Source organism: Streptomyces sp. NPDC050806 (genome assembly GCF_055586425.1).
In genome coordinates this window covers 100,660-124,274 of the sequence record NZ_JBVJIF010000007.1, presented here as the reverse complement: position 1 = coordinate 124,274, position 23,615 = coordinate 100,660, and the positions used below count along the sequence as shown (strand labels likewise).

Genomic DNA, 23,615 nt, shown 5'->3' with positions numbered 1-23,615 from the left:
GGCCGACCGGGTTCCGGGCTGCCCCGGACAGTGCTTTTGCCGGCTGCCCCGCCGTCGTGGTCGCTCGCGCAGTTCCCCGCGCCCCTTCAGGGCGCGGGCTTCGCCGCCTCCGCGAGGGCCGTCAGCAGCTGCACCACCCCGGCCGGGCCCGGTACGACCAGGTCGGCGCGGTCGGCCAGTTCCTCGGCGCCCTCGCCGACCGTCGCCGAGCTGCACACCAGCACCCCGGGCTGTCCCTGGTCGCGGAGCGCGTCGACGGCGGCGTACGCGGCCAGGTCGCCGAGGTCGTCCCCGGCGTAGAGGACCGCGCCCGCCGCCACCTCCCGCAGGTACGACGTGAGCGCCACGCCCTTGTCGACGCCGGGCGGGCGCAGCTCCAGGACGAAGCGGCCGGGCTCGACGATCAGACCGTGCCGCCCGGCGAGGTCGGCCAGCGGCGCGCGCAGCGCCTCAAAGGTGCCCTGCGGGTCAGGGGTGCGGCGGGTGTGCACGGCGACGGCCCGGCCGCCCTTGGTCTCGATGGCGTCCTCGACGGGCGCGTCCCGCCAGGCACCGGTGCCCGCCAGCAGGCCGGGCAGCTCGGCGGCCGCGGCGGCGACGCCGGGCGGCGGCGCGGGCGCGTCGATCCGGCCGGTGGCGGCGTCCCAGCGCTCCGCGCCGTAGTGCCCGAGGACGACGAGGTGGTCCAGGCCGTCCGCCGCGGCGAAACCGCCGAGCCGTACGGCGGTCTCCGCCGGCCGGCCGGTGATCACCACGACGGCGCGCAGCAGCGGCGCGAGGCGGGCGAGGGCCGGAACGACGCCGGGGTGCGCGCGGGCCTGTTCGGGGTCGGGGACGATGTCGGCGAGGGTGCCGTCGAAGTCGAGCGCGACGACGGCTTCGGCGGGCCGGGCGAGGAGGGTGGCCAGGCCCGCGCGGCCCGCTTCGGACACCGGCTGCGCGAGGAGGTTCTCGGGGCTGCCCATGGGGCCGAGCCTATCGGTGGGCCGGGGCGCGCGGAGGGCGTACGGAGATCTTGAGCGCCGGACACGGCGCGGGCTCAGCGACGTGCGCACCGGAGACGCGTCCCCACCCACTACTCAACGACGCGCCCGCCGCTCCTCTCGGACTCGGCGCAGCTGCGGACCGGCCGGGGCACTCGGCGTCCGTCATCGACGCGCCCGCCGCTCCTCCCGCACCCGGCGCAGCCGATTCACCGTCACGGGGTCGTGGGCGAGCGCGCGCGGGTCGTCCAGGAGGGCGTTGAGCAGCTGGTAGTAGCGGGTCGGCGAGATGCCGAGCCGCTCGCGCACGGCGCGCTCCTTGGCGCCGGGGCCGGGCCAGGAGCGGCGCTCCACGGCGAGCACGGCCTCGTCGCGCGCTGACAGCTGCTCGGACGGCGATTCGGACACCACACGACCACGATAGCCCCGCGGTACGACATCCCTACTGATCACCCGGGCGGGCGGCGCCGGCCGTCCGTCGTCAGCGGGTCGCGCTGTCCGCCTCGTTCGCGGTGTTCTCGATGTCGGTGAGGACCTGCTGCGGGTCGCCGTCGCTGCCGACCGCGCCGCCCATCTTGGCCTTGACGGTCTTGCTGACGAGGGGCCAGGAGGTCTTGTCGGCGGGGTAGAACTCCGCGTCCGGCAGCTGCGTGAGGAAGCCGTGCAGCTTCTTGTACTTGTCCTCGGCGAGCATGTCCTGGGAGGCGGAGACGGTGACCGGGAGGAGGCCGTAGTCGCCGGAGAACTTCAGGACGTTGCCCTTGTCGTAGACGAAGTCGAGGAACTTGCCGATCTCGGCGCGGTGCCCGTGCTGCTTGAAGCCCATCATCCAGTCGGCGACGCCCATGGTGGACTTGGCGGGGCCGTTGATGCCGGGGAGTGCGACGGTGCCGTAGTCGACGCCCTTGGCCTTGGCCTGCTGCATGAGGGTGGGGTGGCCGTTGAGCATGCCCACCTTGCCGTCGGCGAAGGCGTCGAAGCCGGCCTGGCGGTTGAGCTTCGCGGGGTCGCCGCCGGTCAGGCCGGGAGTGACGAGGTTGTCCTTGACCCACTTGAACGTGCGGACGTTCTGCCGCGAGTCGATCGTGTACTTGCCTATGGAGTCGGTGTAGCCGCCGCCTCCGCTCAGCATCCAGATCATCGTCTCGGCCTGGGTCTCCTCGGGGCCGAGCGGCAGCGCGAACGGCGTCTTCACGCCCGCGTCCTTCAGGAGCTGCGCGTCCTGCTTGATGTCGGACCAGGTCTTGGGCGGGTCGGCGATGCCGGCCTGGGCGAAGAGCTTCTTGTTGTAGAAGAGGCGGCGGGTGCTGGCTCCGAAGGGCAGGCCGTACTGGACGCGGTGGTACTCGCCGGCGTCGGCAAGGCCGGGCGTGAAGTCCGCCTGGGTGCTGATGGAGAGCAGGTCGTCGGCGCTGTAGAGCTTGCCCTCGGCGGCGTAGTCGGCGTAGGCGCCGATCTGGGCCATGTCGGGGGCGTTGCCGGCCTCGACCCGCTTCGCGACCTCCTTGTCGACGTCCTCCCAGCTGTAGACGTCGACGTCCACCTTGATGTTGGGGTGCTTCGCCTCGAAGGCCCGCGTGACGCCGTCCCAGTAGTGCTTGCTGGAGTTGGACGCGTTGTCGCCGTAGTCGGCGGCGACCAGCTTCAGGGTGACGTCGTCGCTGCCGCCGGGTCCGCCGGAGCAGGACGCCAGGGTCAGTGTCATGGCCGTCGCGATACCCGCCGCCGCGAGGCTCTTGTAGCGTCGCTGTACTGCCATTACGTGCCCTTTTCCGCCTTCGTGTGCCGTCTGGGTGTGCCGTACGTCCGGGACGCGCCGCGGCGGCGGGGATCACCCCCGCCGGGCGCATGAGCTGCGAGTCTGCCCCGCACACCGTCACAAGGTCTACACCAAATGAGGTCTCCGTTTCGCATCAGCGAACCGGAACGCGGGCCTCCCTCCGGCCCTGCGCGACCGCCCGGCGCACGCGGCGCGGACGGAGCGCCCGGTGAAGCGCGGGCGACCCGGCGCCCAACTCCCCGTGCAGCACGCCCGAACATCACCCCCACAGGGTAGCTACGCGCGGAGACCGCAAGTGGACTAGACCTTTCGACACTTCTCGCGGGAGACTGGCCCGCGTGAGACATGTCATCGCGCTCGATGTGGGCGGCACCGGGATCAAGGCCGCACTCGTCGGTACGGAGGCGGCGTCCTCCGGAGGCGCGCCCGCCCGGCCGCCCGTCCTGCTGCACGAGGCCCGCCGCCCCACGGGACGCGAGCGCGGCCCCGAGGCGGTGATCGGCACGATCCTCGATTTCGCCGCCGAGCTGCGCGAGCTGGGCGCCCGCCGGTACGGCACCCCCGCCGCGGCCGTCGGCGTCGCGGTCCCGGGCATCGTCGACGAGACCACCGGTACCGCCGTGTACGCCTCCAACCTCGGCTGGCGCGACGTCCCGCTGCGCCGTCTGCTCTCGGAGCGGCTCGACGGCGTACCCGTGGCGCTCGGCCACGACGTACGCACCGGCGGACTCGCCGAGGGCCGCATCGGGGCGGGCAAGGACGCCGACCGGTTCCTCTTCCTGCCGCTGGGCACCGGCATCGCGGCCGCCATCGGCATCGGCGGCCGCATCGAGGCCGGGGCGCACGGCAGCGCGGGCGAGATCGGGCACATCGTCGTACGCCCGCAGGGTCCGCAGTGCGGCTGCGGCCGGCGCGGCTGCCTGGAGACGCTGGCCTCGGCCGCCGCCGTCGGCCGCGCCTGGGCCGCCGCCTGCGGTGACCCGGACGCCACCGCGGCGGACGCCGCCAAGGCCGTCGAGTCCGGCGACCGGACGGCCGTCGCCGTCTGGCAGGAGGCCGTCGACGCGCTCGCCGACGGTCTGGTCACCTGCCTCACGCTGCTCGACCCGCAGACCCTGATCATCGGCGGCGGGCTCGCCGAGGCGGGCGACACGCTGTTCGCGCCTCTGCGGGAGGCGGTCCGGCAGCGGGTTACGTTCCAGCCGCTCCCCTCGATCGTTCCGGCGGCGCTCGGGGACGCGGCCGGCTGCCTGGGCGCAGGACTGCTCGCCCGGGATCTACTCTCCACGGAGGTAACTGCCTGATGGCGGACCGAACCATCCTCAGTGGCGCCCGGGTGGCGCTGCCCGCGGGCGTCGTCGACGAACTCGCGCTCACCATCGACGGGCCGCACCTCGCCGTGGGCCCCGCGGCCGGCGGCACCACCGTCGACCTGTCGGGGCATCTGATCGTCCCCGGCTTCGTGGACATGCACGTGCACGGCGGGGGCGGCGGCTCGTTCTCCTCCGCCGACCCCGAGGAGTGCCTCAAGGCCGCCGACACCCACCGCCGCCACGGCACCACCTCCATGGTCGCCTCGACCGTCACCGGCGACCTGGCGGACCTGGCCCGGCAGGCGGCCGTCCTGTCCGAGCTGGTCGAACAGGGCGAGCTGGCCGGCATCCACTTCGAGGGCCCGTTCATCTCGGCCCACCGCTGCGGCGCCCACCAGCCGGAACTGCTGCGCGACCCGGACCCGGCGGACGTCCGCAAGCTGATCGACGCGGCCCGCGGCACGGCGAAGATGCTGACCCTCGCCCCCGAACTGCCCGGCGGCCTGGACTCCGTACGGCTGCTGGCCGAATCCGGCGTCATCGCGGCCATCGGCCACACCGACTCCACGTACGAGGCGGCCCACGAGGCCATCGAGGCGGGCGCCACCGTCGCCACCCACCTCTTCAACGCCATGCCGACCCTGAACCACCGCACTCCCGGGCCGATCGCGGCACTCCTGGAGGACGAGCGGATCACCGTCGAGCTGATCAACGACGGCACCCATCTGCACCCCGCCGTCCTGGAACTGGCCTTCCGTCACGCGGGCGCCGACCGCGTCGCGTTCATCACCGACGCGATGGGCGCGGCCGGCATGAGCGACGGCATGTACCCGCTCGGCCCGATGGAGGTCGAGGTCAAGGACGGTGTCGCGCGCATCCACGGCGGCCCCACCGCCGGCTCGATCGCGGGCTCCACGCTCACCCTGGACCTGGCCTTCAAGCGCGCCGTCACGATCGACGGCATCGGCATCGAGCAGGCCGTACAGGCGCTGTCGGCGAACCCGGCCCGGCTGCTGGGCATCGACGACCGCACCGGCTCCATCGAGCCGGGCAAGGACGCCGACCTGGTCGTACTGAACGCGGCGTACGACGTGGTGGGTGTGATGCGGCGGGGTGAGTGGGTGGTACGGCCGCCGCAGGCCGGGTAAAGACCCGGTGCGGACGTTGGTCCGGGCGGGCACCCCGTCCGGGCTGGGCCGATTGATCCGGATCCGCGGCCCCGGCGGTCAACGCGCTCTGTGCCAACTGCCGTCGGCGATGGCATGATCGCTCGCGCACTCGTCCGTACCCGGCCGTTCACGCGGCCGCCCGACCACTGCGCGGGAGGGGGAACCATGATCCTCACGGTCACGCTGAACGCCGCACTCGACATCACCTACTGGGTACCGCGGCTCCGCCCGCGCGGCACCAACCGGGTGACGGAGGTGTCCGAACGCCCCGGCGGCAAGGGACTGAACGTCGCCCGGGTGCTCGCCGCACTGGGACATGACACCGTTGCCACCGGTTTCGCCGGCGGCGGCACCGGCGACGCGCTGCGCGCCATGCTCGCCCAGGAGACCGGCGTCACCGACGCGCTGGTGCCGATCGGCGCCGCCACCCGGCGCACCGTCGCCGTCGTGGACACCGCGGGCGGCGACACCACCCAGCTCAACGAACCGGGCCCGACCGTCTCCCCCGCCGAGTGGGACGCGTTCCTCGGCCGCTACCGCGAACTCCTCGACGGCGCGCAGGCAGTGGCCCTGTGCGGCAGCCTGCCGCCCGGTGTGCCCGTGGACGTGTACGCGCGCCTCACCCGTACGGCCCGCACGGCCGGCGTCCCGGTCCTCCTGGACACCAGCGGCGAACCGCTGCGCCGCGGCCTCGCAGCCCGGCCCGACCTGGCCAAGCCCAACGCCGACGAGCTGGCCGCGCTGACCGGCCACAACGAACCACTGCGGGCCGCACGGGACGCGCGCCGCCGGGGCGCGCACACGGTAGCGGCCTCGCTCGGCGCCGACGGCATGCTCGCGGTGACCGCGGACGGCTCCTGGCAGGCCGCGCCGCCCCGGCGGATCGCCGGCAACCCCACGGGCGCCGGCGACTCGGCGGTGGCCGGCCTGCTGACCGGCCTGGTCGAAGACCTCTCCTGGCCGGACCGCCTGATCCGCGCGGTGGCCCTGTCCGCAGCAACGGTCCGCGCCGAGGGCGCCGGCGAATTCGACCGCGCCACATACGAGGAGTTGCTGGGCGAGGTCACCGTGACGGACGGGCCGGCCGCGGCCTAGAGACAGCGCCGGCCGGGAGCCCGAGGCTCAGGGACGGCACCGGCCGGGAGCCCAAGAATTGGCGGCGGCACCGGCCGGCGGCCGCATCGTGGCCCCGGCCGGCGGTACCGGCTACGGCTTGGTGACCTGGCCCGCCTTGAGCCACACCTGGTCGAGGTTGAAGTCGCACTTGTTCCCCTGCTCGCAGGAGATCTTGACCTCGTTGGTGCCCTTGTTCAGCTGCACCCAGGCGTAGGTGCGGGTCCAGCCCTTTTCCCAGTCGCCTTCCTGCGCCCCGGCGAAGTTCTTCATGTTCAGCCCCGAGTCGCGGGCCTTGCCGTTGATCGACAGGGTGGCGTCGGCGTCCTTGCCGGGCACGCCGTACCCGACGAAGACGGTGTACTGACCGGCCTTGGGCACGTCCATCTTCCACGTCGCCGCGGAGCCCGGCGTGTTCATACCGGTGACGTACAGGCCGCCGGACGAACGGGCGCCCGGTATGTCCTTGGCGGTCGTCGCCGAGCCGTCCAGTCGCAGGCTGCCCGCGTCGGCCTTGGGCAGGTCGACCTCGGCCGGCTTGTCGGACGGCTTGGCGCTCGGCCCGGCGCTCTCGCTCGCGGACGCGCCGGCCCCGCCGGCCCCCTCGCCCTTCCCGTCGTCACCGTTGGAGATCATCGCGACGCCGATGCCGACGCAGACGACGGCGACGACCGCGATGGCGCCGATGAGCAGGCCGTTGCGGTTGCGGCGCGGCCCCTGGCCGGAGCCGCCGGCACCGTGCCCGCCGTGACCGTTGCGCGCCCCGCCGCCCGGCAGCGTCTCGGGCGCCGCGTAGTGCGCGTTCTGGCCGTACGCCTGCTGCGGCGCCTGCGCCTGCTGCCCGTACTGCTGCTGCCCGTACTGCCGCTCACCGACGGCGCGCACCTGGTTGTAGGACCTTCTGGGGACGCCCGGCTGCCGCACCGCCGCGCCGGCGCCCGACTGACCCTGCGCGCCCGCCTCGCCGCCTTCCGAGCGGTAGAGGTAGCCGAACGGATCGTCGTTCTCCGGCGTGTCCGTGCCGTTACTACCGGCCGTCATTCCGCGTCACTCCCCAGCGGTCTTGCAAACGAATGTCTACGTACTGATGTCTACATGCTTGTGAGGCCCCCGGCGGCCAGCGCCGCATCGGCGCAGCCTACCCGGTGCGGAGCGGCGTACGCCGGTTCCGTACGGCCACAAGATCACTACAGGACGGTGAACAGCAGGCGCTCACCGGGCTAGGCAGCGGTCAGCGCGGTACGGGCGCCCTCCGCCGGGCGGGAGGTGTCTTCCGCCACACGGCCCGGACGGGGGACGGACGCGGGACGGGTGGGACGGGTGGGACGGGTGGGACGGGTGGGACGGGTGGGGCAGACGGGCCGAACCGTCGTCCCCACCTCGCCGGACCCGGCGGGTTCGCGCGACCGGGTGCCGGGGCCGTCAGCTCGCCCGCCGGTTCGCCTTCGAGCGGGACCGCTTCTCGACGTACATCCGCTGGTCAGCGGATTGCAGGACCTCCTCGGCCGACATGCCGCAGCCGGCCCAGCCGATCCCGAAACTGGCGCCGACCCGCACGGCCCGGCCGTCCACCCGGATCGGCGGGATGATCGCGTTCCGCAGCCGTACGGCCAGGTCCTGGGCGTCCGCCTTGCCCAGCCCGTCAGCGAGCACGACGAACTCGTCACCGCCGAGCCGGGCGACCGTGTCGCCGTCCCGCACCCCGTTGGTCAGCCGCCTGGCCACCTCGATGAGCACCGCGTCACCCGTGTGGTGCCCGAACCGGTCGTTGATCGACTTGAAGCCGTCCAGGTCGCAGAAGAGCACGGCCAGCCCCTTGGCACCGTCGTCCTCGGGCCCGTCCGACGGCGCCACCGCGTGCACATGGCTGTCGTAGACGGGACCCGTACGGGCGAGGTGGAAGCCCTCGAACGGTTCGCCGCCGCCGTCCGGCAGGAAGTCGTGCCCGTCGATCTCCCCGCCGACCGCCGAGGCGAAGGCGTCCGCCTCGTCCGCGCCCGGCGGCCGCGAGCACAGCCGGGCGCTGAGCCGGGCACGCAGCTCGGCGGCGTTCGGCAGGCCGGTCAGCGAGTCGTGGCTGGCACGGTGCGCGAGCTGCAGCTCGTGCCGCTTGCGCTCCTCGATGTCCTCGACGTGCGTGAGCAGGAAGCGCGGGCCGTCGGCGGTGTCCGCGACGACGCTGTTGCGCAGGTTCACCCAGACGTAGGAGCCGTCCCGGCGGGCCAGCCGCAGCTCCGCCCGGCCGCCCTCGGCCGAGGTCCGCAGCAGCGTCCCGATGTCCTCGGGGTGCACCAGGTCGGAGAAGGAGTACCGGCGCATCACGGAGGCCGGGCGCCCCAGCAGCCGGCACAGCGCGTCGTTCGTACGCAGCAGCCGTCCGTGCTGGTCGCCGCCCATCTCGGCGATGGCCATGCCGCTCGGCGCGTACTCGAAGGCCTGCCGGAAGCTTTCCTCGCTCGCCCGGAGCGCCTGCTGCTCCCGCTCCAGCCGGACCAGCGCGCGCTGCATGTTTGCCCGCAACCGGGCATTACTGATCGCAATCGCGGCCTGGAAAGCGAACATCTGAAGCGCCTCGCGGCCCCAGGCTCCCGGACGGCGCCCGTTGCGCGGCCGGTCGACGGAAATCACGCCGAGCAGCTCGCCGCCGCCGGAGGAGGCCGAGTACATGGGCGCGAAGAGGCGGTCCATCGGATGCCACTCGTCGGGGAAGCGCGGCGTGGGCCCGGCGGCGTGCCACTGCGGGACGTCGTCGTCGTCCAGCACCCAGCCCTCGGTGTGCGGAATGAAGCACAGGTCGCCCCAGCGCTGGCCCATGCTCAGCCGGCGCTCCCAGGACTCCCGGGAGCCGACCCGGCCGGACAGCAGGGCCTCCGCACCCGCACTGCCTGCGACTGCGGCCACGACGAGGTCGCCGTCGGGGCGTACGAGATTGACCGCGGCGAGCTCATAGCCCAGCCCGGTGATCGCGCCGTCGGCGACGGCCTGCAGCGTGTCTGCAAGGCTGCGTGCGGTGTTCAGGTCGGCGACCACTTGGTGCAGCTGCCGCAGGGTCGCAAGACGGACGTATGGCTCCGACTCGGTCTCCATCGCTCGCTCTCCCTGAGACCTCGACAGCAACTCCAGGCTTCTTGTCGTCCTCTAGTCGTCCGATTGCCACGGCCACTGAATCACAGTGAGCTGTTCACCCGGTACACAGGGTCAACAATTACCCCCTGCTGTGACTCAAGTCACAGAACACGCCGGGAAGTTACCCACCTCCCCCGAAAGCCCTTTCCTCGCTTCCATAAACTTCCTGAACGCAAATTCCGCCGACCGGAGTCCTCGGTCGTCAGCCCTAGGACGCGGCTGGTCCCAGGGCCCGATGCGAACCGCACGCGGATCCGATTAGCGTTCATTGTCTGTTCACGAACAACCCTGCCGCCGCCACCGACCCGCGCACCGCCCCGGCCCCGGGCGCCGGCCCGCACCAGGCTGGGGAGCCGAGCCCCTGTTCGGAGGAGGCGGTTTCCCGTCCGGAGGAGATCGCCTCGCACCCCGACGCGATCGTCGAGGGCCAGGAGCTGATCCCGCATGCTGGTGGGGTGAGTGCCGACGAGTTCCGTGCCGCCCTGTCCCGGCTCGCTGCCGGGGTCGTACTGATCACCGCCCTCGACCCGGAGGACGATCCGGCCGACGGGGACGTCCCGGACGGCGAGGACGCGGGGATGACCGCCACCGCGTTCATGTCCGTCTCACTCGACCCGCCGCTGGTCATGGTGAGCGTCCGCAACGAGTCCCGGATGGACGACATCCTGGAGCGGCAGCCCCTGTGGGCCGTCTCGGTCCTGACGGAGGGCCAGCGCAACATCGCCGGCCAGTTCTCCATGAAGGGCCGCCTCAGCGACCGGCTCCTCTTCGCGAGCGTCCCGCACGTACGGGGCAAGGAGACCGGCGCCGCACTCGTGGAGGGCGCGCTCGCCACGATGGAGTGCCGCACGGAGCAGCGCGTCGTGGCCGGTGACCACACCCTCATCATCGGCCGCGTACTGACCGCCCACACCCCGCACGTGGAAACGAACCCCCTGACGTACTTCCGGGGGCGGTACCGGAAGCTGGGGTAGGGAAAGCAGGCGGCACGGGGAGCTGGGGGTACTGGGAGCCTGAGGTAAGGGGAGCCGGCGGTACGGGGAGCTGGCGTCGGCCCGTCTTAAGAGGTGAGGTACGGCGGGCTCAGTGCCAGTCGCGGCCCGAACGCCCCCGCTTCGTGTCACCGCGCTGCTTCTTCTCCCGCAGCCTGCGCTCATTGATGCCCCGCGGTATGCGCGTCTTGCGGCGCGGCTTCGGCGGCGGCGCGGACGCCTCCGCCAGCAAGGAGGCGAGCCGTACCGCGGCGGTCTCGCGGTTCCGCCACTGCGAGCGGTGCTCGGAGGCCCGTACGGACACCACGCCACCGTCGAGCAGCCGCCCGCGCTCGGCCAGCCGCTGGAGCGCGCGCTCCTTCCAGGCCTCGGGCAGCGCAGTGGTCGCGGCGAGGTCGAATCGCAGCTCCACCTGGCTGTCGGAGGTGTTGACGTGCTGGCCGCCCGGTCCGGATGAACGCGAGAAGCGCCAGACGAGCTCCGCCTCCGGAAGGACGACCGAACCACGGATGACATAGGGCCCGGACATGGACCAATGATCGCGCGCCCGCGCCGGTCCCGTCACCCGCATTTCCCCGTCCCGGTCCCTGTCCGGGTCCCCGCCGCGGTCCCGGTTCGGTGCCCGTCCGGGCACCCGGCCCCCCGGAGCCGCGCAGAGTCCATGGAGCACGCCGGCCGCGGCAGCCGCATCAGGACTTGGCAAAGAAAGTAAAGCCAGCTGGAACCTCATGGTCCTCGACCGACGTTGTGCAGGGTGACGGTAGCTTCGTCCGGAGTACGGAGCCCGACGAAACGACGAGGAAAGGGCACTCCCATGGCTGTAAGCCTGTCCAAGGGCGGCAACGTCTCGCTCACCAAGGAGGCTCCGGGCCTGACCGCCGTCACGGTCGGCCTCGGCTGGGACGTCCGCACCACCACGGGCACGGACTTCGACCTCGACGCGAGCGCGATCGCGGTCAACCCGAGCGGCAAGGTCTTCTCGGACCAGCACTTCGTGTTCTTCAACAACAAGGCCACGCCGGACCAGTCCATCGTGCACACCGGTGACAACGTCACCGGCCAGGGCGAGGGCGACGACGAGCAGATCAACGTCAACCTCGCCGCGCTGCCCGCCGACATCGAGAAGATCGTCTTCCCGGTCTCCATCTACGACGCCGAGAACCGCAGCCAGAACTTCGGCCAGGTCCGCAACGCCTTCATCCGCATCGTGAACCAGGCCGGCGGCACCGAGATCGCCCGCTACGACCTCAGCGAGGACGCGGCGACCGAGACCGCGATGGTCTTCGGTGAGCTGTACCGCAACGGCTCGGAGTGGAAGTTCCGCGCCGTCGGCCAGGGCTACGCCTCGGGCCTGGTCGGCATCGCCCAGGACTTCGGCGTCAACGTCTGAGCCGGCCAGACGGCCACCTCGGCTGACGGCTGCTTCGGCTGACGGCCACCCCGGCTGGCTGCTGACTGACGGAGGCCGCCCGCACCGCACCCAGCGGCCGCGGGCGGCCCCCGCCTGCTCCGACCTGCTCCGGCCCGCTTCGATCTGCTCGACCTGCCTCGATCTGCTCCGACCGGGGCTCGGGGAGCGGGGAGCGGGGCCACCTCCCGGGCGGACCTCCGCCCGCCCCGGCACGAACTTCGCCGCTCCCGTTCTGCGCCGCTCCCGTCCCGGCTCCTCCGTAACCGGCGTCTCCGCACTCCGCCGACTCCCTCGCTTCGGGGCGACCGACCGACGAACATGCGGCCATGACCGGTACAAGCCACCACCCGCACGAGGACGAGCCGCCCACTGACTCCCCCGCTGACTCCCCCGCTGAGGCTCCCAGTGGGGTTCCCCCTGAAGCTCCCGCTGAGGTTCCCGCCGAAGCTCCCGCTCTGGAACCGCTGAGCGCCCTGCTCGCAGAGACCGACGGCCGCCTTCCGGACCCACTCCTCGACGAACTGACGGACCTCTACGCCTCCAACGCCGAGTTCTTCGCCCTCAGTGGCGACTTTCCCGACCCGTACGCCCTGCGGCGGGACGAGGTCGCCTCCAGCCTCAACGCCGAACTGGCGCACCCCGCCGCCGAGGTACTCCTCGCCCGCGAACCGGGACGCGCAACGGCTCCCGGGTCGGGACGCGCAACGGCTCCCGGATCGGGCAACCGGCCGCCGGGACGGCTGACGGGCCTGGCCGCCACCCTCGCCGAACACCCCGACCCGATCGACCCGTACCCCTGGATCGGCCTGCTCCTGATCCACGGCGACCTGCAGCGTTCCGGCCGCGGCAGCCGACTGGCGACATGCGTCGAGGACCGGCTGCGCGCCTCCGGCCACGACGGCGTACGTCTGGCCGTCCTGGACGACAACCCCGGCGCGCTCGTCTTCTGGACCGCCCTCGGCTACCGCGCCATCGACCACCGCACGGACCACGCCATGGGCCGCCCGTGCACGGTCCTGCACAAGGACCTCTCCACCGGCCCTGACAAGGCCGGCCGACCGTAGCCCGTCGCGGGAGGGGCGTGGGGCGGACGCGAGGTGGCCGCGGGGCGGACGTGAGATGGGCGTGGGGCGGTCGTGAGGTGACGTGGGGCGGAAGTGAAAGCGGGCCCAAGCCCCTCAGGCGGCCGCGCTGTCCGGCCGCGCAGCCGGCGGCACCACCCCGCCCCCCTCGGCCTCGGTCTCGACCTCGGCGCCTGTTCCGTCCCCCGGTGGGGTAGCGAGAAACGCCAGCTCATCGAGCGACAGCCCGAGCGTCGAGGCGAGGGTCGCCACGGTGAAAAAGGCCGGTGTGGGCGCCCGCCCCGTTTCGACCTTGCGCAGCGTTTCGGCGGAGATCCCCGCGGCTGCCGCGATCTCGACCATGCTGCGGCCGCCGCGCGCCGCCCGGAGCAGCGCCCCCAGCCGCTCGCCGCGCTCGCGTTCCCAAGGAGTGAGAGGTGTACGGACCATGCCGTGATACTAATACCGGTAAACAAATACCGGTATAAAAATTGGGTGCACCGACGAGCCACGGACTCGGACAAGCGGCGACAGATGCCTGGCAACCAGCGACTGGCGACTGGCAACCAGCGACAGGCCAGAGGCCACGGGCCACACGGCACACGGCACACGGCACACGGCACACGGCACAGACGATGGGGCACGCAGCCGCCATCCCGCCCCGCTCGTCCCGCCCGACCCGCCCGGGAACCGGCTCACAGCACCCCGATCACGGAGGACCCGACCATGGTGGAGATCAAGACCGACACCGCCCTCGACTCGATGCGCGCCACCGGCCGCGTAGTCGCCGACATCCTCACGGCCGTACGCGACGCCGCCACCCCCGGCACCCGGCTGACCGAGCTGGACGAGGTCGCCCGCTCGGTACTGCGCGAGGCAGGCGCCACCTCGCCCTTCCTGAACTATCGCCCGTCCTTCGCGCTCACCCCCTTCCCCGCCACCATCTGCACGTCCGTAAACGACGCGATCGTGCACGGCGTCCCGAGCCCGCACCGGCTGCGCGACGGCGACCTGCTCAGCATCGACTGCGGCGCGGTGGTGGACGGCTGGGCGGGCGACGCGGCCATCACCGTCGCGGTCGGCACTCCGCGCCCGGAGGACCAGCACCTGATGGACACCACCCGGCGCGCCCTGGAAGCCGGCATAGCGGCGGCCGTCGTGGGCGCCCGCATCGGCGACATCTCGCACGCCATCGGCAGCATCGGCCGTGCCGCCGGCTACGGCATCCCCTCCGACTTCGGCGGCCACGGCGTGGGCCGCCAGATGCACGAGGACCCCTCCGTACCCAACGACGGCCGGCCCGGCCGCGGCTTCGTCCTCCGCCACGGCCTCGTCCTCGCCATCGAGCCGATGTTCCTGGCCGGCGGCAGCAACGCGTACTACACGGGCGGCGACGGCTGGACGCTCCACACCACGGACGGCAGCCGCGCCGCCCACTTCGAGCACACCATCGCCATCACCCACGACGGCCCCCGCATCCTCACCCAGCCCTGACCCCAACCCAGCCTTGTCCCCATCTCCCACCGACCAGCGCCCCCGGAGAGGCCCGGGCCCCGCCCCCAGAGAGGCCTGGACCCCGCCCCGCCCCCGGGAAGGTCCGGCCCCCACTGGAAACGTCCGGGTCCGGGCCCCCACCGATCAGCGCCCCGGAGAGGGCCCGGCCCCCGCCACCGGAAAGGCCAAGCCAGGTCCCGCCCCCGGTCCTCCCCCGGGCCGGGCACGGGCCCCGCGGCAGCCCCCACCGGCCGGCTCCGGGCCTCCCTCCGGCCACCCCCGAGCGATCACCGCAACCGGCATGCGACCATCACCTACGTGATCGACCTCGGCTACTCGCTCTCCCGGCGCTTCCCGGACCCCCCGCAGACGGACTACCGCACCGCGGACACCCGCGCGCTGCGCCACGACCTGTTCTGCGGTGACGTCTACCTCGCCGACACCAAGGCGGACCGGGAGCTGTCCACGGCCTGGGGCTGGGTTCCGGTACTGGACTTCGCCTGGGCCCTCTGCGACATCGTCGAGCAACTCGACCGCGACCCCCACGGCAGCCGCGCCGCCCGTCCGCAACACGCCGAGCTGGACTTCACCGAGTCGTCCGACCGCGTGCTCTTCGAGCGCCGTTTCGGATGGGTGGACGTCACCGCCGACTGGATGCCGGTCGACGAGGCCCCGCTCAGCTTCAACCACGCCGCGCTGCGCCGCGAGGCCCGCGACTTCCTGCACGACCTGATCGCCGACCTCACGGACATGCACGACGGGCTGGCCGACAACCCCCTCGTATGGGACCTCCAGGCCCGCTTCCCCCGCGTCTGATCATCCCCAGTTCCCCCGCACTCTCCGCACGCTCCGCGCTCCCCAGCGCTCCCCCATTGCGACGGTCTCGCCCCGCTGAACCCCCGCACTCCCCCGGTTCCTGACGGCCTCACGCTCTCTCCCTCCGCAAGCCCGCCCCCTCCCCTCCTCTCTCCCCCTCTCGCCCAGCCCCGTTCCTCGCCGCTCCCCTCGCTGATCGCCCCCTCCCCTAGCCCCCTTTCTCCTAGCTCCCTTTCTCCTAGTCCCCGCTCCCCCCGGCTGGCCCCGGCCCCCCTCACTCCACTGTGACGCCCACCTGGGCGGCGAACGCCGGTGCCAGGTCCATCAGCTGGGACGTGCTGATCACCGCGCCCGCGAGCCGGTCGATGCCGCGCGCGATGTCCAGCGTCGCCGCACCCCGCAGGTCGACATCCCGCATCCGCACCTCGCTGAAGTCCGTACGCGCCAAGGTGCAGCCGTCGAACGTCACCCGCTCCAGCTCGGCCCCGCCGAAGTCCGCCTCCACCAGCACGCATTCCTCGAACGCGACGTCCCGCAGCTTCGCCTTCCGCAGGTTGAGGAAGTCGATCTTCCCGCCGTGCACCACGACCCGCTCCAGCACCGCGCCGTGCAACTGCGTCCCGCCCAGCCGTGCGTCCCGCATCTCCACATCGCGGAACGACGCCCCCGACAGATCCGTACCGACGCCCCGCACCCCCTCCAGCACGCTGTCGATGAAGCGGGCCCGGCTCAGCACCGCCTCGTCCAGCGAACTGCGCCGCACCGCACAGTCGAGGAACCGCGCGCCCCGCGCCGACTGCCCCCCGAAGTCCGCGTCCGCGAACTCCAGCCCGTCGTAATCCCCCTCCGGCTCCCACTCCCCTCCCTCGTACGCGACCAGTTCCGGCAGGCGCACCTCCGGTCGCCGTACCGCCCGCCTCGCCCGCTCGGCGTTCCCGGCTCTCCCGGCCACACGACCACCGCCCATCTCCGCACCCTTCCGTCTCCGCCCGCGCCCCCGCACGCAAGCACCTCGGCAAGCCAGTCCCGCCGGCATCCACCCGACACCCGGCACCCGGCACCCGACGCCCGAGATCCGGCGCTCGCTCCCCCGGACCCCCGACCCCCGGCACCCGACCCCGGCCCCCAACACCCGGCAGCCGACTTCGCCCTCATCCCGACCCATCCTGCACCCAGCCACTGACATTCCGCCGTCGCCCGTCCCGGCCTGTGGATAACCCCCTCGGCAACCCGCCGACATGGCCGTACTCGACCTCGGCGGCCGAACGCATCGGCCGGGGCCCGGGACCGGGCGCTATCCCACGATCCCCAGCTCCCGCGCCGTGTTGTTCAGCCGCCGTCCACCCGACTCGGTGCACGTCACGATGTCCTCGATCCGCACCCCGAAGCGCCCCGGCAGGTAGATCCCCGGCTCGATCGAGAAGCACATTCCCGGCACCAGCGGCAGGTGTTCGCCCTCGACCATGTACGGCGGCTCGTGCGTCGTCACGCCGATGCCGTGCCCGACCCGGTGAATGAAGTACTCGCCGTACCCCGCCGCCTTGATCACCTTCCGCGCCACCCGGTCGATGTCCTGGCACGCGGCGCCCGGCCGCACCGCCTCGAACGCCGCCTGCTGCGCCTCCCGCACGATGTCGTGGACCTTGCGCTCCTCCGCGGTCGGCTCGCCCACGTGCACGGTGCGCGTCGTGTCCGAGCCGTACCCGTCCTTCAGCCCGCCGAAGTCGAGTACGACCATGTCGCCGTCCTCGATGACGCGGTCACCCGCCTCGTGGTGCGGGTCGGCCCCATTGGGCCCGGAGCCCACCACCGTGAAGTCCACCTGGCTGTGCCCGTGTTCGCGCAGCAGCCGCGCCAGGTCCGTCGCCACGTCGCACTCCCGGCGCCCCGCGAACGGCACGCCCAGGATCTCCTCGTACGTGGCATCCGCTGCCGCGCCCGCCGCCGCCAGCCGCTCCACCTCGTACGCGTCCTTGACCGCACGCAGCATCGGCAGCGCCTCCGTGAGCGAGGCGTACGCGCTGCCCGGCAGCGTCCGCTGCATCCCGAGGAGGTGCATCGCCCAGGCCGAGTCGGAGATGCCGTACCGCCGCTCCGGCTCCAGCAGTCCGGCCAGTACCGCGTACGGGTCCTCGCCGTCCCGCCACCCCACGATCTCCGTCGCGGCGGCGCCGGCGGCATGCTGCGCGTCCGCCCGCTCCAGTACCGGCACCACCAACTGCGGCCGCCGGTCAACACGGACAACCAGCGCGGTCAGCCGCTCCGTCACAGCAGTCGGCCGGTACCCCGTGAGCCACACCAGATCGGGCCCCGGCGTCACGATCACCCCGGCCAGCCCGGCATCTGCCGCCGCCCGCCCGGCCCGCTCCATCCGCCGCTCGAAGTCCTCCCGCGTCAGCGCAGCGCCTTTCTCAGCCCCCTCGTCAGCGCCCTTGTCAGCACCCGCTCCAGCACTTGCCGCCATCCCGGCCTCCCCGTCGTCCGCCGTAGTCCTCACAGAACTCACCATGCCGGGAACTTACGCCGGGACCGGCCCGACAGCGCCCGGCCGTGCCGCACGAACCAGCCCCGATCACTCCCCCGCACGCCGACCAGGCTGAAGCGCCGGATGCCGGAGGCCGCCGCGAGCGCGGAGCAGCCCCGGACGCGCGCCCGGCGACATCGCCCGGCCACGTCCCCCTACGCAACTCCCCCTGGATAGAGTCGTTCCCGACCGGTGCCGGAGTGTCCCGCGGGGCGGGGCCGTCCGGCGCGCTGTGCCGGACGGCCCGAGTCGAAATGACCGTCATGGACTGGTCATGGATGACCGTCATGGGCTGTCATGGGCTGTCATGGACCGGATGGGCCGTGACGCGCCGTCACGGCCGCCATGCACCGGACCGTGACCGGCCCGTCAGCCGTCATGCACTCATCTCCCATCAGCCGTCATGCACTCATCAGCCGTCGTTGTCCGGCGTACGGAGGCGGGAGGAACCATGTTCACCTTCGAGGTCGACCCCGGGGCGCTGTTGCGCGAACGCACCCGTCAGCTGGTCTCGCTCGGCGTTCCGGCGGGCGTCGTCGCGGACGCCTCGGACCGGATCGACGACATGTGGGGTACCGGGCCCACCGGCTGGGTGCCGGTATGGACGCAGCACGCCGAGCGCGCCGCGCAGCAGGGGGGCCCGCTGCTCGCCTCCCTGTGCTGGGGAGCCGCCCGGTTCCCCGTGACGGCGACCCCTGAACGCCGTGCCGCCCACGAGCGGCAGCTGGAGTGGTATTTGAAGGCCGCCGACGGATTCCCGGTCCGTTTCCAGCGCAAAGTCGTCGAAGTGCCCCATGGCCACGGCACCACCGCCGTCCCGCTTCACCTCTTCCGCCGCCGGCAGGCTGCCGCCGGGCACCCGCGCGGCGTGCTTCTCCTCTCCGGCGGCGTGGACACCTGGAAGATGGACCTGCACCGGCTCGCCGTGTCCTCGGCCCTCGCCACCGGCCTGCTGGTCGTGGCGGTGGACATGCCCGGTACCGGCGAGTCGGCGGTACCGCTCAGCCACGCCGCCGACACCGTGCTCGGCGGCGTCGTGGAGCTGCTGCGCGCGCAGTACCGCCGCCGGTGGGCTTCCTCGGGCTGAGCTTCGGCGGCCACTGGGCGGCGAAGATGGCCCTTCAGGGCCGGGTGGACGCCGCCGTCGACATCGGCGGGCCGACCGGCATGGCCGTACGCGGTGACGCCGAGTTGCTGGCCATGCCGCACGGGATGCCGGGCATCGTCGGCAACGCCCTCGGCCTGGACCGGCAGCCCGAGGGCCGGCAGGCCGCCGAGCTGCTGGCGCGCTTCTCCCTGCGCGAGCAGGGCCTGCTGACGGCCGCCGGCACGGCACCGCTGCTGGCCGTCAACGGCGCCGACGACCAGTACGTACCGCTCCTCGACACGACCGGCCTGGCGGGCACGGAGAAAACCACGGTGTGGGTCGTACGGAACGCCACCCACTGCGCCCCCGAGCGCTTCCTCCCGCTCATGGCCGCCGCCTGGGGCTGGCTACTGGCGCGGCTCACTCCGGGCCGCCGTACCCGCCTGGCGGAGGAGGCCCTGCGCCTCCCCCTGCGGCCGTTCCTCATGCCCCCGGCGGAAGCCGCGGCGCGGGGAGTACGGGATCACGACCGCCCGGCCCCGGCCGGCGCGACGCGCGGCTCCTGAAGCGGCGTCAGCTCACCGCTGAGGTAACGGTCACGGGTCCTGGCCCGCTGGATCTTGCCACTGGTGGTGCGCTCGACCACGCCGGGCGCGACGAGCAGGGTCTCCGCCCGGGGGATCTGGAAGGCGTGCCGGATGTGGCTGGTGATCTCGGCGGCCAGCTCGCCGGGGGACGTGCCGTCGAGCTGTCGTGGCCTGATCTCCTGTACCAGAACGAGCTGTTCGGGGTGGCCTCCCAGTGCGAACGCGGCGGATGCGCCCGAGGCGAGGACCGGATGGGAGGTCCGGACGGATTCCTCGATGTCGTGCGGGTAGAGGTTGCGGCCGTTGATGATGATGAGGTCCTCGACGCGGCCGGTGACGTAGAGCTCGCCGTCGATCAGGGTGCCCAGGTCGCCGGTGCGCAGGAACGGCCCCTGGCCGTCGGCGGTCCGGGCGCGGAAGGTCTCCCGCGTCAGTCCGGGGTTGTTCCAGTACCGGCCCCGACGCTGGGGCCGCTGACCCAGATCTCGCCGCTGCGCTGCTCCGGCAGTACCTCCAGGGTGTCGGCGTCGACGATGCGGACACCGAGCACTCCGGGCCGTCCGCTGCTCACCAGCCGCTGGACCGCGGTGCCCGGCCGGGCGGGGTCGAGTCGGCCGTGCTGGAAGGCATCGGCGTCGACGCCGTGCACGACCGGTCCGCGCAGCCTGGGGGTGCCGGTCACCAGGAGCGTGGCCTCGGCGAGGCCGTAGCAGGGGCTCATGGCTTCGGGCCGCAGGCCGGCCTCGGCAAAGCGGCGGGTGAAGCGTTCCATCGCCGGGATGCTGATCGGTTCCGCGCCGTTGAGGGCCACCTCCAGCGACGACAGGTCGAGCGTGGCCAGTTGCCGGTCGCTGACGCGCCGGGCGGCCAGTTCGTAGGCGAAGTTCGGTGCCGGAGTGATGTCGGCCCGGTAGTGGCTGATGGCCTGGAGCCAGGCGGAGGGACGCTTGAGGAAGGCCATCGGCGACATGTAGTAAATGGGTGCCGCCCACGTAGAGCGGGTGCAGGAACTGGCCGATGAGGCCCATGTCGTGGAAGTGCGGGAGCCGGCCCACACCGCGTGTGCGGGGGCCGGAGCCGATGGCCTCGCCGATGGCCGCCTGGTTGGCGACGACGTTGCCGTGGGTGACGACGACGCCCTTGGGCGTGCTCGTCGAGCCCGAGGTGTACTGGAGGAAGGCGACCGAGTCCGCCTCCAGGGGTACGGGGCGCCAGTCGTCGGGGTCGGCGTCGAGGGTGTCCGTGGTGGCGTAACTCAGCGTGCTGTCGCCGGACGCCGGCCAGTCGTTCAGGAGGGGCATCGTGGGGGTGTCACTCAGCAGGTGGCCGATGCCGGCGTCCGCGACGATGCCCGCCAGTCGGTCGAGGCTGCGCCGGTGGCCGTCCGTGGGCGGCGCGGGGACGGCGATCACGCCGGCGTACAGGCACCCGAGGAACGCGTCCAGGAAGGCCGGGCCGGGCACCAGCCACCCGACCGCTGACAACCCCACAGACACCAAACGCCCCGGCCGGCCCCTCGAAGGGGCCCGGCCGGGGCGTTCGCGCAGTTCAGCGCCCTGAGCCCCCTGTCGGATTCGAACCGACGACCTTCGCTTTACAAGAGCGGTGCTCTGACCAGCTGAGCTAAGGAGGCGTGTCATGTGAAGTGTACCCAGGGGTGAAGGTTACCTGGCGGGGGGATTTCGTGATGTCCGATCTACTGACACCGGGTGGCCTTGCGGGTACCGTCCCTGGCAGTCGGTGTGCAGTGGACTACACCACCAGCGCACGCCGGCTGCCACATTCCTTCCTTTACTCGGATCGTCCGGCACGTTCCTGCCGGTGAAGGGACATATCACCATGGCTACGGTCACGTATGACCAGGCAACCCGGATCTACCCGGGTTCCGACAAGCCCGCCGTCGATCAGCTCGACATCCAGATCGAGGACGGGGAGTTCCTCGTCCTGGTCGGGCCGTCCGGTTGCGGCAAGTCCACCTCCCTGCGGATGCTCGCGGGCCTGGAGGACGTCAACGGCGGCGCGATCCGGATCGGGGACCGCGACGTCACTCACCTGCCGCCCAAGGACCGGGACATCGCCATGGTGTTCCAGAACTACGCGCTCTACCCGCACATGACCGTCGCGGACAACATGGGCTTTGCGCTCAAGATCGCCGGCGTGAACAAGGCGGAGATCCGGCAGAAGGTCGAGGACGCGGCGAAGATCCTGGACCTGACCGAGTACCTGGGCCGCAAGCCGAAGGCGCTGTCCGGTGGTCAGCGTCAGCGTGTGGCGATGGGGCGCGCGATCGTGCGTGAGCCCCAGGTGTTCCTCATGGACGAGCCGCTGTCGAACCTCGACGCGAAGCTGCGCGTCCAGACGCGTACGCAGATCGCCGGCCTGCAGCGCCGCCTCGGGATCACGACCGTGTACGTCACGCACGACCAGGTCGAGGCCATGACGATGGGCGACCGGGTGGCCGTCCTCAAGGACGGGCTGCTGCAGCAGGTCGACTCGCCGCGCAACATGTACGACCGGCCGGCGAATCTGTTCGTGGCGGGGTTCATCGGGTCGCCGGCGATGAACCTCGTGGAGGTGCCCATCACGGATGGCGGCGTGAAGTTCGGCAACAGCGTCGTACCGGTCAGCCGGGAGGCGCTCAGCACGGCGGCGGACAAGGGCGACCGTACGGTCACCGTCGGCGTCCGGCCCGAGCACTTCGACATCGTGGAGCAGAACGGCAGCGCCGCGAAGACCCTGACGAAGGAGTCCGCGGACGCGCCGGCGGGCCTGGCCGTCACCGTGAACGTCGTCGAGGAGCTGGGCGCGGACGGGTACGTGTACGGCACGGCCGAGGTCGGCGGCGAGGTAAAGGACCTGGTCGTCCGCGTCAACGGCCGTCAGGTGCCGGAGAAGGGCAGCCAGGTGCACGTCGTGCCGCGGCCGGGCGAGACGCACGTCTTCTCCACGTCGACCGGTGAGCGGCTCAGCGACTGAGCGGTTCGCCGCGCGCGACGCGCGCGGAAAGCGGTGGGCGGGGCGGTTTCCCTTGCGGGGCCGCCCCGTCGGCGTTGGGGCCGGCCGACCCGTCGGACTTTGAGCCGGCCGCCCCGTCGGCCATGGGGCCGGCCCCGCTCGGCGAGGGGTGCTTGGGGAGGTCCTGCCGTGCCGCGCCACGCCCGCCCTCGAGGTGCGGCGCGGTTTGAAACGGGGGGCGGGATGGGGAGGTACCGGGCTTCCGGTTGTCGACAATTGGGCGGGCAGTTCCGCCATTTCGAGCAGCGTGCGTCAACATCATTTAACCCGCGACAGGCGATTTCATCCCTCGACCGGGTGACTAAATGTCGCCATATCATCACTGCTCGCTACCATCACGGACGTGAACTCCGCAGCCCGGCGTATCGGCCGAACTCTCGCTCTCGTCCTGCCCGTCGTCCTCGTACTCTCCGGGACACTAGCCGTCACTCGTGTGCCGTGGGCCTCACCGACTTCCGAGTCGCAGATGCTCACTGCCTCTTCCGGTACGGCCACCAGCCATCAGCCGCGCAACCGTGCCCCGCAGGACGTCCTGCGGGACCGTCTGCTGGCCGAACTCCAGGAGAAGGACCCGGGAACCGCCCTGACCCACCTCCAGGAGGCCACCACCAAGCGGCCGTCGCTGGCCAAGCACTGCGCGTCCATCGCCCGCGCGCTGGGCCGCGCCGCGGTCCAGAAGTACGGCGCGTCGCACCGCGCCCAGGCATACTCGCGACCGGTCTGTGACACGTCGTTCGCGAGCGGGGTCGCCACTGCGCAGTGAGCGGCCACCCCGTAACGACCGAAGCATCAACCGAAGTAACAGCCGAATCACCAGCCGAAGCAACAGCCGCACTCGTAGCGGCAAGGCTCGTCACTCCAGCAGGACCAGCCGGACCAGCCGGACCATGTGACGAACGGTGTGATGACGGGCGTACTGCGGTGGGCCACCGTGCCGATCGTCGTACGGCCGTCGTCCCGGCGGGTGGCGGACCACGGCGTACGGCCGCCGGACGGCGACTTCTCGTACGTCCTCTCGTACGTCCTCTCGTACGTCCTCCTGTGCGGCCTCCCGTGCGGCCTCCCGTGCGGCCTCCCGTACGTCGGGTGACAGGGCCCAGCGATCGCACCCGGTCCGCCACAGTCAGCGCATAGGGTGCGGATC

General features: G+C 72.2%; 24 protein-coding genes, 1 tRNA gene and 1 pseudogene. 13 read left to right on the top strand and 13 right to left on the bottom strand.

Annotation, left to right across the window (positions count from 1 at the left end):
• Positions 1–86: 86 nt before the first annotated feature.
• The 3 genes from otsB to ACZ6WH_RS22685 form a co-directional block, all read right to left on the bottom strand.
• Positions 87–965, bottom strand: a complete 879-nt coding sequence (gene otsB / locus ACZ6WH_RS22695; RefSeq protein WP_469730097.1) for a trehalose-phosphatase — start codon at positions 963–965, stop codon at positions 87–89.
• 183 nt (positions 966–1,148) lie between these two features.
• Entirely contained in the window at positions 1,149–1,394 is a 246-nt protein-coding gene (locus tag ACZ6WH_RS22690; protein WP_361559177.1) for a DUF3263 domain-containing protein, read from the bottom strand.
• Between the two features lie 70 nt (positions 1,395–1,464).
• Positions 1,465–2,742, bottom strand: coding sequence for an extracellular solute-binding protein (locus tag ACZ6WH_RS22685; RefSeq protein ID WP_469730096.1), 1,278 nt, complete (start codon positions 2,740–2,742; stop codon positions 1,465–1,467).
• 359 nt (positions 2,743–3,101) lie between these two features.
• Here ACZ6WH_RS22685 and ACZ6WH_RS22680 point away from each other — a divergent pair, with 359 nt between their 5' ends.
• From ACZ6WH_RS22680 to ACZ6WH_RS22670, 3 genes are all read left to right on the top strand, one after another.
• The gene (locus ACZ6WH_RS22680; RefSeq protein WP_469730095.1) at positions 3,102–4,067 is read left to right on the top strand and encodes an ROK family protein; all 966 of its coding nucleotides are present in this window, start codon (positions 3,102–3,104) and stop codon (positions 4,065–4,067) included.
• Positions 4,067–5,224 (top strand): N-acetylglucosamine-6-phosphate deacetylase, encoded by a 1,158-nt coding sequence (nagA, locus tag ACZ6WH_RS22675; RefSeq protein ID WP_432857831.1) that lies wholly within the window; start codon positions 4,067–4,069, stop codon positions 5,222–5,224. The genes ACZ6WH_RS22680 and nagA overlap by 1 nt, the downstream gene beginning before the upstream one ends.
• 186 nt (positions 5,225–5,410) lie before the next feature.
• Positions 5,411–6,340, top strand: a complete 930-nt coding sequence (locus ACZ6WH_RS22670; protein WP_469730094.1) for a 1-phosphofructokinase family hexose kinase — start codon at positions 5,411–5,413, stop codon at positions 6,338–6,340.
• A gap of 111 nt (positions 6,341–6,451) precedes the next feature.
• On the opposite strand, the gene ACZ6WH_RS22665 is transcribed toward ACZ6WH_RS22670, so the two are convergent.
• The gene (locus ACZ6WH_RS22665; protein WP_469730093.1) at positions 6,452–7,399 is read right to left on the bottom strand and encodes a carbohydrate-binding protein; all 948 of its coding nucleotides are present in this window, start codon (positions 7,397–7,399) and stop codon (positions 6,452–6,454) included.
• Between the two features lie 381 nt (positions 7,400–7,780).
• On the bottom strand, positions 7,781–9,445 hold the full coding sequence (gene cdgB / locus ACZ6WH_RS22660; RefSeq protein WP_432857825.1) for a diguanylate cyclase CdgB: 1,665 nt from the start codon (positions 9,443–9,445) through the stop codon (positions 7,781–7,783).
• Between the two features lie 434 nt (positions 9,446–9,879).
• Between cdgB and ACZ6WH_RS22655 the strand changes: the two genes are divergently transcribed.
• On the top strand, positions 9,880–10,458 hold the full coding sequence (locus ACZ6WH_RS22655) for a flavin reductase family protein (protein ID WP_469730655.1): 579 nt from the start codon (positions 9,880–9,882) through the stop codon (positions 10,456–10,458).
• A 109-nt stretch (positions 10,459–10,567) separates the two neighbouring features.
• Here ACZ6WH_RS22655 and arfB read toward each other — a convergent pair whose 3' ends face one another.
• A complete protein-coding gene (gene arfB, locus ACZ6WH_RS22650) occupies positions 10,568–11,005 on the bottom strand; it encodes an alternative ribosome rescue aminoacyl-tRNA hydrolase ArfB (RefSeq protein ID WP_469730092.1) in 438 nt (145 codons plus the stop codon).
• A 285-nt stretch (positions 11,006–11,290) separates the two neighbouring features.
• On the opposite strand from arfB, the gene ACZ6WH_RS22645 reads away from it, so the two are divergent.
• Entirely contained in the window at positions 11,291–11,866 is a 576-nt protein-coding gene (locus ACZ6WH_RS22645; protein ID WP_432857821.1) for a TerD family protein, read from the top strand.
• Between the two features lie 347 nt (positions 11,867–12,213).
• A complete protein-coding gene (locus ACZ6WH_RS22640) occupies positions 12,214–12,951 on the top strand; it encodes a GNAT family N-acetyltransferase (protein ID WP_469730091.1) in 738 nt (245 codons plus the stop codon).
• A 114-nt stretch (positions 12,952–13,065) separates the two neighbouring features.
• On the opposite strand, the gene ACZ6WH_RS22635 is transcribed toward ACZ6WH_RS22640, so the two are convergent.
• Positions 13,066–13,398 carry a helix-turn-helix domain-containing protein gene (locus ACZ6WH_RS22635; protein ID WP_469730090.1) on the bottom strand — a complete coding sequence of 111 codons (333 nt, stop codon included), beginning with the start codon at positions 13,396–13,398 and terminating at the stop codon, positions 13,066–13,068.
• Positions 13,399–13,674: 276 nt separating this feature from the next.
• Between ACZ6WH_RS22635 and map the strand changes: the two genes are divergently transcribed.
• Both map and ACZ6WH_RS22625 read left to right on the top strand, forming a co-directional pair.
• Complete coding sequence (map, locus tag ACZ6WH_RS22630; protein ID WP_469730089.1) at positions 13,675–14,442, top strand: type I methionyl aminopeptidase; 768 nt, start codon at positions 13,675–13,677, stop codon at positions 14,440–14,442.
• 318 nt (positions 14,443–14,760) lie between these two features.
• Positions 14,761–15,258: a hypothetical protein gene (locus ACZ6WH_RS22625; RefSeq protein ID WP_361559144.1), complete on the top strand. Its 498-nt coding sequence runs from the start codon at positions 14,761–14,763 to the stop codon at positions 15,256–15,258.
• 274 nt (positions 15,259–15,532) lie between these two features.
• Here the strand turns inward: ACZ6WH_RS22625 and ACZ6WH_RS22620 are convergent, their stop codons facing one another.
• Positions 15,533–16,225, bottom strand: coding sequence for a pentapeptide repeat-containing protein (locus ACZ6WH_RS22620; RefSeq protein ID WP_469730088.1), 693 nt, complete (start codon positions 16,223–16,225; stop codon positions 15,533–15,535).
• A 327-nt stretch (positions 16,226–16,552) separates the two neighbouring features.
• On the bottom strand, positions 16,553–17,629 hold the full coding sequence (locus ACZ6WH_RS22615; RefSeq protein ID WP_469730653.1) for a M24 family metallopeptidase: 1,077 nt from the start codon (positions 17,627–17,629) through the stop codon (positions 16,553–16,555).
• 604 nt (positions 17,630–18,233) lie between these two features.
• On the opposite strand from ACZ6WH_RS22615, the gene ACZ6WH_RS22610 reads away from it, so the two are divergent.
• The gene (locus ACZ6WH_RS22610; protein WP_469730087.1) at positions 18,234–18,869 is read left to right on the top strand and encodes an alpha/beta hydrolase family protein; all 636 of its coding nucleotides are present in this window, start codon (positions 18,234–18,236) and stop codon (positions 18,867–18,869) included.
• Positions 18,851–19,435, top strand: coding sequence for an alpha/beta hydrolase (locus tag ACZ6WH_RS22605; RefSeq protein WP_469730086.1), 585 nt, complete (start codon positions 18,851–18,853; stop codon positions 19,433–19,435). The genes ACZ6WH_RS22610 and ACZ6WH_RS22605 overlap by 19 nt, the downstream gene beginning before the upstream one ends.
• Here the strand turns inward: ACZ6WH_RS22605 and ACZ6WH_RS22600 are convergent.
• The 4 genes and pseudogenes from ACZ6WH_RS22600 to ACZ6WH_RS22585 form a co-directional block, all read right to left on the bottom strand.
• Positions 19,393–19,764, bottom strand: a complete 372-nt coding sequence (locus tag ACZ6WH_RS22600) for a hypothetical protein (RefSeq protein WP_469730651.1) — start codon at positions 19,762–19,764, stop codon at positions 19,393–19,395. The two genes, ACZ6WH_RS22605 and ACZ6WH_RS22600, sit on opposite strands and share 43 nt — an antisense overlap.
• 122 nt (positions 19,765–19,886) lie before the next feature.
• A complete protein-coding gene (locus ACZ6WH_RS22595; protein WP_469730085.1) occupies positions 19,887–20,513 on the bottom strand; it encodes an AMP-binding protein in 627 nt (208 codons plus the stop codon).
• A pseudogene (locus tag ACZ6WH_RS22590) lies at positions 20,455–20,919 on the bottom strand (AMP-binding protein); the annotation flags it as partial. The pseudogene ACZ6WH_RS22590 and the gene ACZ6WH_RS22595, both read right to left, overlap by 59 nt.
• Positions 20,920–21,015: 96 nt before the next feature.
• Positions 21,016–21,089, bottom strand: a tRNA-Thr gene (locus ACZ6WH_RS22585).
• A gap of 206 nt (positions 21,090–21,295) precedes the next feature.
• Between ACZ6WH_RS22585 and ACZ6WH_RS22580 the strand changes: the two genes are divergently transcribed.
• The 3 genes from ACZ6WH_RS22580 (at position 21,296) to ACZ6WH_RS22570 (ending at position 23,561) form a co-directional block, all read left to right on the top strand.
• Entirely contained in the window at positions 21,296–22,432 is a 1,137-nt protein-coding gene (locus ACZ6WH_RS22580) for an ABC transporter ATP-binding protein (RefSeq protein ID WP_469730084.1), read from the top strand.
• A 382-nt stretch (positions 22,433–22,814) separates the two neighbouring features.
• Positions 22,815–23,234, top strand: coding sequence for a hypothetical protein (locus ACZ6WH_RS22575; protein WP_432857722.1), 420 nt, complete (start codon positions 22,815–22,817; stop codon positions 23,232–23,234).
• A gap of 141 nt (positions 23,235–23,375) precedes the next feature.
• Positions 23,376–23,561 carry a hypothetical protein gene (locus ACZ6WH_RS22570; protein ID WP_469730083.1) on the top strand — a complete coding sequence of 62 codons (186 nt, stop codon included), beginning with the start codon at positions 23,376–23,378 and terminating at the stop codon, positions 23,559–23,561.
• Positions 23,562–23,615: the final 54 nt, after the last annotated feature.